Below are 11,338 nucleotides of genomic sequence, written 5' to 3'. Positions count from 1 at the left end.
CGAGCGGACGTCGGACCTGGCGGTGCTCACCCCGCAGGAGCTCGCCGTCGCCCGCCTGGTGGCGTCCGGGCTGACCAACCGGCAGGTGGCGCGCGAGCTCGTCATCAGCGTCAAGACCGTCGAGTACCACCTGGGCCGGATCTTCCCGAAGCTGGGCGTGGACTCCCGCACCCGTCTCGCGGCCCGCCTGGCCGGCGGGCCCGAACCCCGCTCCTAGGGATACCCCGGGTGCCGCACCCGGGGTGCCGGGCCGATCCGATCCGTAGCGTCGGTGGAACTTCGCACCGCGAGAGCCCAAGGCCCGTAGCGGAGGAAACCCAACCACACGCAATCAACCGGGGGATCGACTGTCATGGCCGACAACACCAGTCAGATAGTGACCGACATACCGCACGCCAAGGTGAAGGCGGTGGCCGAACGCGTCGTGCAGGAGCTGAGGCTCGCAGCCGAGAAGGTGGCGGCGCACCACGCCGAGCCCGCCAGGTACCCGATGCCCGAGGACAAGGGCGCCGCGGAACACCTGCTGGCCCAGCGCTTCGACCGGCTGCCCGACGACAAGAAGAAGCGGGCGGCGGACGCGGTCGTCGCCGACCTCAAGGACGTGACGGGCCGGGCCCGCCGCCTCGGCGACCTGGCCCGGGTCGACCTGCGTTCACCGGCCTCGGTCGACGCGCAGATCCAGCGGATGCCCTTCCCGGACCGGTTGAAGTTCCCGGCCGACGAACTGCGGAAGCTGCCGTTCCTCCTCCCCGAGCAACCGCAGGCCGGCGAGGGGGCCGGAGCCGTACCTTCCGCGCTGCACAAGCTGGAACTCCGCATCCAGAGTGTGAAGTGCCTGGCCGAGACGTCGGAGCTGGGCTCGGACGAGATCTCCCTCGCGGGGACCAGCGTGGACGAGAGCGGCGACACTCTGAAGATCAGTCCGTTCGACGTGCGCAGCTTCGACGACGGAGACGTCAAGACGTACGCGCCGCCGAAACAGTTCCACTGGTTCAACCTCGACGAAGGAGGCACCGCCTACCCGAAGCCGTACTTCGTCACGCTGGTGCTCGCGGAGGTCGACTTCGGCGGTCTCGCCGCCTACGTCGACCAACTGCTGGACCTGGTCAGGACGAAGGTCGCCGCTTATCTCGCCGCCGCCGTCGGCGCGGCGATCGGCGTTTCGGGCGGAGTGCTCGGCGTCCTCATCGGCATGGCAGTCGGCGCGGCCATCGGCTGGGCCTTCGACCAGCTCAAGGGCATCGTCGAGGACGACGTGTTCACCCCCGTGACCCTCAGCACCATCATCCCGGCACTGACCGGCCGCTGGAACGGCAAGCCCGAAACGGCCGCGGCATCCGCTGACTACCGCGGCTTCGGCGGGCACTACCGCGTGACGTACACCTGGCGCATGTTCAACTGAGCCGTGCGCCGCGGCGACCGGTCGCGGCACAGCGCCAGTCCGGATACGGCCTGGCGCTGAGCCGGTCGGGCGGTATGTCCTGGCGGGGCGGGCGAACACTATGAACGCAATGATCGACGGCTAGTCCCCGAGTGGGGCGGTTCCTAGCATCACGGTTCGCAGGGCAACTTTGCACAGCGAATCCATAGGAGCCGCTCCCGTGACGACACTTGACCCGCCCGTACCGGTACGCCGGCGACTCGCGCCCCCTCGCTACCGCCGGGCAGTACTGGCCGCCGGTGTGACCGCAGCACTCCTCGGCACGCTCGGCAACGCCCCCGAGCCCCGGACACAGAGCGCACGGCCCGCGGTAGCCACCTGCCCGTCCAACCTGGTCGGGAAGGCGACGTGTTACACCGGGCAGGACACCAACGGGGCGTACTACGCGATGGCCGTTCCGACCCGCTGGAACGGATCCCTCGTCGTGCACGCGCACGGCGGACCCGATCTCGGCGACTCCTCGGACCCGTCACGCAGCACCGACGATCTGGGGCGTTGGGCGGTCATGGTCGAGGAGGGGTACGCGTGGGCCGGCTCCTCCTACCGCCGCGGTGGCTACGGGACCCGGATGGCCGCCGCCGACACCGAGAACGTGCGCAGACTGTTCGTCTCGGAGTTCGGCAGACCGAAGCGGACCTATGTGCACGGCCAGTCCTGGGGCGGCGACGTCGCCGCCAAGGTCGCGGAGACCTACGGCCGACGCCCCGGTGCCTACGACGGCGCGCTGCTCACGAGCGGTGTCCTGGGCGGCGGCTCGCGCGGCTACGACTACCGGGTCGATCTGCGGGTGGTCTACCAGTACTACTGCCACAACCACCCCCGCCCGAGCGAGCCGCAGTACCCGCTGTGGCAGGGCTTGCGCGCGGACTCCACCATGACGAGCGCCGGGCTCCGTGCCCGCTTGCAGGAGTGCACGGGATTCGCCTCCGCTCCCACGGAGCGGACAGCGCTCCAGCAGCGCAACCTCGATGACATCCTCGCCGTCACCCACATCCCGGAGCGCGCGCTCGAATCACATCTGCGGTTCGCGACCTTCACGTTCCGGGACATCGTGTCGAGCCGTCTCGGCGGCCGTAATCCCTTCAGCAACCGAGGTGTGTGGTACTCGGGTTCACACGACGACAAGGCGCTCAACGCGGGCGTCGAGCGGTTCTCGGCCGACCCCACAGCGCGCCGGGACCTCTCCTACGACAGCGACCTGACGGGCAAGGTCTCCATCCCTGTCCTCACCCTGCACGCGATCGACGACCCGACGGCCTTCGTCGAACACGAGTCGGCCTACCGCGCCACTCTTCAGGGCGCAGGCAGGGGCGGCAACCTCGTCCAGACCTTCACGAAGGAGACCGAGCACAGCGCGCTGAGCGACTCCGAGTACGCCAACTCCCTTGCCGCTCTGGATACTTGGGTACGCCACGGGCGCAAGCCGACCGCGCGCTCGGTCGCGGCGTCCTGCGCCGCCTTCGACCAGAAGTACGGCAGCGGGTGCTTCTACGACCCGGCCTTCCGCCCCGCGCCGTACGCCTCACGGATCCGTCCCCGGCCGGGCGGGCTCGCCTGGCCCGCCATGACCGCGAAGCAGGAGCGGGCGTGGAGCCGGATCGACGGAGTGGGGATCACTCCCTGAACCCCGGCTGCATGAGGTCCTCCGGGGCGGAGTCCGCCGGCTGGTTCCCGGGCCGGTCCTGTCGGACCGGCCCGGGAGGCTCACTGGACGTAGGTGTAGTGCGGGCTGTCGTACTGGGGCCCGTTCTTCTCGTAGGTGAACCAGTAGGTCAGGGTTGAGCCGGTGGTGAGTGCGACGTTCTGTGTCCAGGTGCCGCCGCTGTTGGTCATCCGGAAGTTCTGCTGGCCGGAGCCGTTGACGAGGTAGTGCACATCGACGTACGCCGCAGGTGTGGTCGGGACGAACGTGATCTGCGCCTGATTGGCGCTGACGTGGGTCACTCCGGCGGTGTAGTCCGGCGTCGTCGTGCTCCCGCCGGTGCTTCCGCCCGTCGTACTGCCTGTGGTTCCGCCGGTGGTGCTCCCGCTCGGGCTCTGCTGGTAGACGGCGAACCAGTCGACGCTCATGGCGGCACCTGATGTGATGCTGCCCGCCTGCGCGGCCGAACTGCAGCCGCAGACCTTGTCGGGGTAGGAACCGGCGATCGCCAGGTCGAAGATGGCCATGAATCCGTGATCGACGGCCGCCTGCCACGTCGCGACCGAAACCTGGTTCTCATTGACGGTGAAGGTCAGATTGCCGTCGAGGTAGAAGCGGAGCTGCTCCGCGGAGGTGTTCGTGCGGTCGATGATCGCGGAGTACGTGTGGTAGCCGGTCTGGCAGCCCGCGCACGGCTGAAGGTCGCTGGTGATGCCGTCGGGGTCGTGGCACTCGCCCGCCCACACGCCGCAGTGGAAGGTGGTGGAGTGTTTGCTCAGCGCGTTGACGTCCTCCATGATGTCGAACTCGCCGATGCTCGGCCAGTTCGTCGCGCCGACCGGGCGGGCCGCGCCGCCCATCGCCCAGAACGCGGGCCAATAGCCCAGTCCGCTCTGCGGGTTGGGCTGGAGGATGGACGCGCTCATCTGGAGCTGTCCGCCGGCAGGGGCGGCGAAGTCGGTGCGCTGGGTCTCGATGCGTCCCGAGGTCCAGTGGCCGGACCCGTCACGGAGAGCCTTGATGACCAGGTGTCCCTGTCCGTCCTGGTAGACGTTGTTGGTGGAGTCGGTGGCCGATTCGACTTCGCCCGTTCCCCAGTTGGCGGCACCTCCGGCGTAACTGGTGCCCAGGTCGTACAGCCAGTCGGTCCGGTTGAGCGCGCTGCCGGACGAGCCGTTGAAGTCGTCCGAGAAGAGGGTGGTCCAGCCGGTCGGAGCGCCTGGTACAGCCGCCGAGGCGCTGCCGCCGCTACCGATCAGGCCTACGAGCGTGCCGATGAGCAGCAGCAGAGCGCTACCCAGAACGAGGGGGACGGTTCTCTGGCTGCCGGCAGGGGCACTGGCAGGTGGTGGGGAGGTTCTCATCGTTTTGGTTCTCCCTGTCGAGCTGGCGGGTTGGGAGTGCTGTGGGGGCCTGGCTCCTGGTGGGGCTAGCTCTGTGTGAGCGTCGGTGCGGTGTACTGACGAATTTGAGAGCGCTCTCAGGGTGATCGTGAATCTGCGGCCTTTCGTTGTCCTCCTCTGCGTCGGCGCCGCGGCACTGTGGATCCTGGTGCGCGCGGCCGATTACGGACGATCCGTCATGTCATGTGAAACAGGCCTGAGTTGGATGCCGGCCGGGCAGGGATCGCCGTTTCAATGCAGGAGTGTCCGGCGCGACTCTCCATGCGTCAATGGCTTCAACGTGATCGGTTGAGACGGAGGTCTCCTGACGACGCTCTATGGAGTCCCGATAAAGGTCCGGACCAGGCTCTTTCGGGCTGCGGACCGTCCTCCAGTGATCGGGCGGGCGCGCTCATGTCCCGTTGAGCTGCGGTTCTGTGATGACAGCGTCAGGCAGGAGGTCCTGTCGTCGGGGTGACGGCTTGTGGCGCCGCTTGCAGACCCCGCACGGCGGCTTCAGGAGTCGAAGGCAACCGCTCTTGGGGGGGGGCTCCTGCGGTGCAGCCGCTGCTGCTCGATGAGGCGCGGGCCCTGCCCGACTGGGCCGACCTAGTTGGAGTATGTGTGCGGGAGTGGCCTGCGTCGCGACGGTCACCGTCGGTGTCGTGGGCGGCGGCACTGGCTGGGGAGCGACCAGGTCGACAGCTGCTCGGGGTCCTCCGGCAGGTCGGCCACGGCGACGCCCTCCCCCTTGGTGCACGTGTGACGGAGGGGGGTGGTGCTGGGGCCGGTTCACGGATGAACCGGCCCCAGTATCAGGCGTGTTCGAGGACGAACCTCAGCAGTAGAGGTTGCTGCCGGGGCTGACCCCGAGGATGGAGGTGAAGCGGTTGTAGGCGTCGACGCGGCTCTGGACCTGCGCGGGGTTGCGGCCGTCGCATTCCAGGGAGCCGTTGATGGAGCGGATGGTCTGGCCGAAGCCGGCGCCGTTGACCATGGCGTTGTGCGGGGTCATCGTGCCCGGGCCGGACTGGGTGTTCCAGTACCACAGGCCGGTCTTCCAGGCGACGGCCGAGTCGTTCTGCACCAGCCAGGGGTTGTTGAGCAGGTCGATGCCCAGGGCGTCGCCCGCGGCCTTGTAGTTGAAGTTCCAGGACAGCTGGATGGGGCCGCGGCCGTAGTAGGCGGCCTGTCCGGCCGGGCAGCCGTACGACTGGCTCCAGTCGCAGTACGTCGGGTAGTTGGCGGTGTTCTGCTCGACGACGTAGACCAGTCCGCCGGTCTCGTGGCTGACGTTGGCGAGGAAGGCGGCGGCCTCCTGCTTCTTGACCGTGTCGGAGCCGGTGTTGGCGAAGCCGGGGTAGGCGGACAGTGCGGCGGTGAGACCGCTGTACGTGTAGAAGCCGTTCCGGCTCGGGAACATCTGGTTGAACTGGGCTTCACTGACGACGAAGCCGGACGGGGTGGTGCCGCCGCCGCTCGCGGGGGCGCTCCACTTCTGGTTGGCGCCGCCCGAGCAGGTCCAGATCTGGAGCCGGGTGCCGTTGGCCGAGTTGTTGCCGGTGACGTCCAGGCACTTGTTGGCCTGCGGGTTGACGATGTCGTTGGCGGAGCTGACGGCCCACTGCTGGGCGGCGCTGCCGTTGCAGTCGTAGAGCTGGACCGTCGTGCCGTCCGCCGTGCCGGCGGAGGTCACGTCGAGACACTTGCCGAGCGCGCGCAGTGTTCCGTCACCGGGGTTGGACCAGGTCTGGGCGCTGGTGCCGTTGCAGTCGTAGAGCTGAACGGCGGTCCCGTTGGCGGTGTTCGCCCCGGCGACGTCGACGCACTTGCCGGCCAGACCGGTGATCCGGCCGTCCGCCGCACGGGCGGGGGAGACGGTGAACAGGGCGGACAGAGTCGCGGCGAGCAGCATGACGAGGGCCAGTCTGCTCAGAGCCGTGAGTCTGCGGAGACTAGGTGTGAAGTGGGGGGTGACCATGGGTCTTTGCTCCTGTGGTTGAGAGGTGGACGGGGGTGAGCAGCCCGCGTTGGTGGGCATGCGAGCCAGGCGTGCCGCGGCCGTCAGCCCAGAACCGTCTGGGTGACGACGATGTGTCCGGCGTCCGGGTCGAGGACGCCTCCGAGGCGGCTGAAGGCGCCGTCGGTCAGATCAAGGCACTTCGGTTCCTGCGGGGTCTGGGCGAACGTCCCGCGGTCATTGATCCGTACGGTCAGGGAGCGGCCGTTGGCGACATTGGTGACCTGGACACGCGTACCGAAGGGCAGTTGCGGCTGGCGCGAGAGCGACGTGGCCGCCGTGTCCGCGTTGTTGTCGAAGACCTCGCCGCTGGCCGTCAGGGCACCGGCGGGCTGGGGACCGTAGTGCGTGGCCCAGCACTGCTCGCCGGACTGCTGCGCGGGCGCGATCCACTTCTGGTTGGCGCCGCCGCTGCAGCTCCAGATCTGGATGCGCGTCCCGTTGGCGGAGGAGTTGCCGGAGACGTCAAGGCACTTGTTGGCGGCCGGGTTGACGATGTCGTTCGCGGCGGTGACGGTCCAGCGCTGGTTGGCGCCACCGGTGCAGGTCCACAGCTGGACCTTGGCGCCGTCGGCGGTCGAACTGCCCGTGACGTCAAGGCATTTGCCCAGGGCGCGGACAGTGTTGTCCGTGCCGACCGTCCACTGCTGGGCGCCGGTGCCGTTGCAGTCGTAGAGCTGGACCGGTGTGCCGTCGGCGGAGGCGGCTCCGGCGACGTCGAGGCACTTGCCGGCGAGGCCGGTGATGGACCCGGTCGCCGCGGCCGCCGGTACCGCGGTGAGGAGGCCGATCAGCAGGGCCAGCAGGGCGAGGACGGGGGTGCCGCGTAACGCGATGCGGGGGAGGTGGGAAGGAGCGGTCATGGGGGGTGGGGCCCTTTCGAGCGGTTCGGCACGCGCGGAAGAGGACGCAGATCTCAACTGGGCGCGTACCGAAGGGAATTGACGACTCGAAAGTAAAAGTCTAGACCAGTGTGGTCAAGGTGTGTTCATGGCCACGCATCAGGATCAGGAGCGCCAGGGAGGAAGGCGGAGCCGTAACACACTTGGACACGACGGAAGTTGATGGTTCTGGGCGGGGGTCCTGGCGGCAGTCGGAACCGTGGCGAGCGCACCGTCGGCCGTCGCGTCGCTCACGCGTCGCCGTGCTGGCCAGGTGTGGCACCACAGGTCCCGCCCCAACGCGTCGTGCCGCTCAGACGGCCGACGTCTGGCCACCGCCGACCGGGCGTGAACCGGTTAACCGGAAGTGAATTACTCGTAGCCATCAGGCGTACAACCCTTCACTCCTTGCTCGCGTCGAACTGGCGTGCAACGGCGCCGCCGTCGCGGGAAGTCCTGTGGGGGGATCCCTTGTCCATGATGGTCCGTTGGTTGTGTGCTGCCCTGCGCGTGCGGGCGAAGGCCGACCTTCTGCTGGTGTTCCTGTTCGCCGCCGGTTTCGCCGCGCTGCCCGTCTTCGCACTACTGCCGTCCCTGTGGGGCTTCGCCGTCGCGTCCGCCGTGAGCTACATCGTGGACGAGGCCCTGCATGTCCGGGCACCCCAGTTCGTCCGCCGACTCGCGGCATTGCAGCTCGACCGCACCCTGCGGTTCGCCTTCAGAACACTGATGCTGCTCGCCCTGGCCGACCGGACGGGAGCCCCGGACCGGGTGCTGGTCGCCGGACTCGCCGTCTTCGGCGCCCACTTCGCGCTGGTGATGCTGTACTCGGCGGTGCATCACGCGATCAGCCGTCGGCGTGTGCTGCCGGTGGCCGTGCGCAACCTCGACATGAGCGGGTCCGGCATCGAGAAGCCCCCGCCCGCGTATCTCTACCGGCGTTTCCTGCGAAAGTTGCTGCACCTGGACCTGCTTGCCCATGCGGGACTGCTGGTGGCGCTCGCGGCCGGGACCTGGTACCCGGCCTTCATCGGCTACGCGCTGACGGCCGGGTCCGCGGCAGCGGCCGTATCGGCCCTGCTGATGGCGTTCCGTCGGGCCCGCCGGATGCCGGGAAAGGACGAGGTGATCGCCGAGGTCAACCGTCAACTGGCCGGCTACCGACCCGAAGTGGCCCTGTATTTCAGCTTCGCGGCGGTGTCCCGGGACTTCATGTACCAGGTCAACATGTGGATCGAGACGCTGGAGCAGCTCGATCGACGCCCGCTGATCATCCTGCGTGAGCAGGCCTCGTTCCGATACCTCAGCCGTACCTGGATCCCGGTCCTGTGCGTGCCCAAGGCCGACGACCTGGCCGAGCTTGAACTGCCGGACGTCCGGGTCGTCCTGTACCCGGGCAACGCCGGCAAGAACGTGCACATGCTGCGCGTCGCCGAGGCCAAGCACGTCTTCATCGGCCACGGCGACAGCGACAAGCTCGCCAGCAGCAACCGTGTCAGCAAGGTGTACGACGAGATCTGGGTGGCAGGACAGGCCGGGCGTGACCGTTATCAGCGGGTGCGGCACGCCATCAGCGACGAGGCGATCGTCGAGGTGGGGCGTCCGCAACTGTCGTCGATACGGCTGCACGCCGACCACACGCCGGGCCCACTGCCGGTCGTGCTGTACGCCCCCACTTGGGAGGGCTGGAGTGACGACGACTGCCACACATCCCTCATCCCGATGGGTGTGCCCCTGGTTGAGAAGCTCCTTGCGCAGAACGTACGGATCATCTACAAGCCGCACCCGCTCACAGGCCGCCGCTCTCCCGAAGCGGCTGCCTCGGACCGGGCCGTCCGTGAACTGCTGAGCAACGACAACGAGCGACACGAGTCCACGCAGGCGCAGGCCGCACTCCCCGTCGGGCCGAGGCTGCGGGAAATCCGGGCTCGGATCGACGAGTTGGCCGGACGGCACAGTGGCGACTACACGCAGCAGACCCGCGACTCACGGGTCCCCGACCGCGGCGACACGGCCGAGTGGCACGCCCTGCACAGCGAGTGGCACCAGCTCTTCTGGGAGAGCCACGGGCCGGTCCGGCATCGTGTGATCCTCGGACAGCTGCCCACGCTGTACGAATGCTTCAACCAGGCGGACATGCTCATCAGCGACGTCTCCTCGGTGGTCGCCGACTTCGTCGCCAGCCTCAAGCCCTATGTCCTGACCAACGCGCACGACCTGCCCGATGACGAATTCCGTGCCGCCTACACCACCGCCGGCGGTGCCTACCTCCTCGACCGCGACTGCACCCGGCTGCCAGAGATCCTCCGCTCGGTCCGCGAGCCGCGCCACGATCCGATGGCACCGCACCGCCACGACTTCAAGGAATACGTCCTGGGCGCAGACCACCCCAGTTCCATGCAGCGCTTCAACACTGCCGTCAACACTCTGGCCGACAGGTCCGCGGTGGAGCGGGGCGAATACCGGGCGGACCGAGACCATCACACCGTCAAGGAGTCGGCGTGGTCGCATGACGTTCGGTTCGTGATGCCGGTGGTGCCGGAACTCTGAGGACCGGCATCGGCGGGCTGACCGGCCGAGCGTCATGGTGGCCTCGGGTTCGGGGTGAGGGCGCGTTCGTCGGACGATCAGTCCGTGACCGCGTCCACGGGCCAGAGCGACTCCTCCGCCTAGGCCGCATCACCTCATCAGCGCGCTTCGGCGCCACCGTTGTCCAACGGTGGCGCCGAAACGCGCGCGGGATAAGAATGGGTGGGCAGGTGTCAGAACCAGCTCTGGTTCTGACCGGAGTTGCACGACCAGGTGCGGAATCCGGCGTCGCTGTCGTCGATGCAACGATTGGTCGCCTGGTTCCTGAGCTCGATGGTGTTGTCACCCCACTTGTGCACGAGCCAGCTCTGGTTGGTGCTGGAGTCGCAGGACGCGGTCTTGAACCCCTGGTCGCTGTCGAACATGCAGCGGTTGGTCAAGGCGTTCTTCAACTGCACCGTGCCGTCACCCCACTTGTGGACGATCCAGTTCTGCGGGGTGGAGCCGTTGCAGTCCCAGGTGCGGAAACCGGAGTCGGTGTCGTCGATGCACCGGTTGGTCGCCTGGTTCTTGAACGTGTTCACGGCGTCGGCCGCCGAGGCTGTCGCGGCGGGCAGCAGTGCGATGGCGGCGGCGGAGACGCCGAGCGCCGCGACGCGGGTCAGGACGGAGACGGACATGGGTGTTCCCTTCGGTGGGGTGGTGGTGCCCCGCAGCCGAGTGCGGCGGGGAGTCGGGCGCGGGCGCTCGGGCAGGGGAGCGGTCAGCCGCACTGGCGGCCGACGTTGCCCTTGTCGTCGCCCTTGAGGTAGATCGCGCTGACATAGCCGACACCGCCCGCGTTCAGGGGCAGTTCGATCCACTTGTCGTTGCTGTAGCCCTCGGCCGTGACGAGCTGGCCCGTCTTCCAGCAGTTCGCCGGGTAGCTCTCGTTGGGGTACACCTTGCTGACGGCGTCGCAGGATGTGGCCGCGCAGGAGCGGACGTTGGCCTCCGCCCAGGCGGTCACGGTGACGCCCTGCCCACCACCGCCCGGCGTGCAGGGCAGGCTCACCCCGCGGTCGCGCAGATACGGCACCGGGTCGATGCCGCGCACCGTGGTGGAGGTGCCGATCCTGACCCGCAGGTGCAGGTGCGGCCCCGTCGCCTCGCCCTCGCTGCCCATCAGGGCGATGCGCTGACCGGCCTGGACGTGCTGGCCGACGACGACGTCCCGCTGGTACATGTGCCCGTACTCGGTCACCGTGCCGTCGTCGTGCAGGATGCGGATCCACTGCCCGTAACCGCTGGCGGGACCCGAGTTGATGACCTCGCCGGCGCCCACGGCGTAGATGGGCGTGCCCTGGGCGTTGGCGATGTCGACGCCGTCGTGGCTGTCGCTGTACCCCTGGGTGATGACCCCGGCGGTCGGGCACGCGGCGGCGAACGCGGCCGGGGCGGACG

At 68.5% G+C, this 11,338-nt stretch carries 9 protein-coding genes and 1 pseudogene; 5 read left to right on the top strand and 5 right to left on the bottom strand.

All coding sequences use genetic code 11. The features are described 5' to 3' along the window. From R6V09_RS34005 to R6V09_RS33995, 3 genes are all read left to right on the top strand, one after another. On the top strand, positions 1-217 hold a 217-nt coding region (locus R6V09_RS34005), incomplete at its 5' end, for a response regulator transcription factor (RefSeq protein ID WP_317885310.1). 135 nt (positions 218-352) lie between these two features. Further along, the gene (locus R6V09_RS34000; RefSeq protein ID WP_317885309.1) at positions 353-1,402 is read left to right on the top strand and encodes a hypothetical protein; all 1,050 of its coding nucleotides are present in this window, start codon (positions 353-355) and stop codon (positions 1,400-1,402) included. 199 nt (positions 1,403-1,601) lie between these two features. Continuing rightward, positions 1,602-3,065 carry a hypothetical protein gene (locus R6V09_RS33995; protein WP_317885308.1) on the top strand — a complete coding sequence of 488 codons (1,464 nt, stop codon included), beginning with the start codon at positions 1,602-1,604 and terminating at the stop codon, positions 3,063-3,065. Between the two features lie 80 nt (positions 3,066-3,145). On the opposite strand, the gene R6V09_RS33990 is transcribed toward R6V09_RS33995, so the two are convergent. From R6V09_RS33990 to R6V09_RS54725, 3 genes are all read right to left on the bottom strand, one after another. After that, the gene (locus R6V09_RS33990) at positions 3,146-4,447 is read right to left on the bottom strand and encodes a glycoside hydrolase family 16 protein (RefSeq protein WP_317885307.1); all 1,302 of its coding nucleotides are present in this window, start codon (positions 4,445-4,447) and stop codon (positions 3,146-3,148) included. Positions 4,448-5,303: 856 nt separating this feature from the next. Continuing rightward, the gene (locus R6V09_RS33985; protein ID WP_442810205.1) at positions 5,304-6,446 is read right to left on the bottom strand and encodes a glycoside hydrolase family 19 protein; all 1,143 of its coding nucleotides are present in this window, start codon (positions 6,444-6,446) and stop codon (positions 5,304-5,306) included. Between the two features lie 83 nt (positions 6,447-6,529). Beyond that, complete coding sequence (locus tag R6V09_RS54725; protein WP_442810204.1) at positions 6,530-7,348, bottom strand: lectin; 819 nt, start codon at positions 7,346-7,348, stop codon at positions 6,530-6,532. Between the two features lie 103 nt (positions 7,349-7,451). On the opposite strand from R6V09_RS54725, the pseudogene R6V09_RS54720 reads away from it, so the two are divergent. Then, a pseudogene (locus tag R6V09_RS54720) lies at positions 7,452-7,550 on the top strand (hypothetical protein); the annotation flags it as partial. A 293-nt stretch (positions 7,551-7,843) separates the two neighbouring features. Beyond that, a complete protein-coding gene (locus R6V09_RS33970) occupies positions 7,844-9,916 on the top strand; it encodes a hypothetical protein (protein ID WP_317885306.1) in 2,073 nt (690 codons plus the stop codon). 212 nt (positions 9,917-10,128) lie between these two features. Here R6V09_RS33970 and R6V09_RS33965 read toward each other — a convergent pair whose 3' ends face one another. Both R6V09_RS33965 and R6V09_RS33960 read right to left on the bottom strand, forming a co-directional pair. Then, a complete protein-coding gene (locus R6V09_RS33965; protein WP_317885305.1) occupies positions 10,129-10,575 on the bottom strand; it encodes an RICIN domain-containing protein in 447 nt (148 codons plus the stop codon). An 83-nt stretch (positions 10,576-10,658) separates the two neighbouring features. Then, a partial coding sequence (locus R6V09_RS33960; RefSeq protein ID WP_317885304.1) for a M23 family metallopeptidase occupies positions 10,659-11,338 on the bottom strand: 680 nt, incomplete at its 5' end.

Origin of the sequence: Streptomyces sp. W16, assembly GCF_033194735.1 — a bacterium.
GTDB lineage: Bacteria > Actinomycetota > Actinomycetes > Streptomycetales > Streptomycetaceae > Streptomyces.
This window is presented reverse-complemented; position numbering and strand designations above follow the sequence as displayed.

Bases quoted from the DNA above. Each gene is read 5' to 3' on its own strand.
- R6V09_RS34000 (WP_317885309.1), top strand. From the start codon at position 353: ATGGCCGACAACACCAGTCAGATAGTGACCGACATACCGCACGCCAAG.
- R6V09_RS33990 (WP_317885307.1), bottom strand. From the start codon at position 4,447: ATGAGAACCTCCCCACCACCTGCCAGTGCCCCTGCCGGCAGCCAGAGA.
- R6V09_RS33985 (WP_442810205.1), bottom strand. From the start codon at position 6,446: ATGGTCACCCCCCACTTCACACCTAGTCTCCGCAGACTCACGGCTCTG.
- R6V09_RS54725 (WP_442810204.1), bottom strand. From the start codon at position 7,348: ATGACCGCTCCTTCCCACCTCCCCCGCATCGCGTTACGCGGCACCCCC.
- R6V09_RS33970 (WP_317885306.1), top strand. From the start codon at position 7,844: ATGATGGTCCGTTGGTTGTGTGCTGCCCTGCGCGTGCGGGCGAAGGCC.
- R6V09_RS33965 (WP_317885305.1), bottom strand. From the start codon at position 10,575: ATGTCCGTCTCCGTCCTGACCCGCGTCGCGGCGCTCGGCGTCTCCGCC.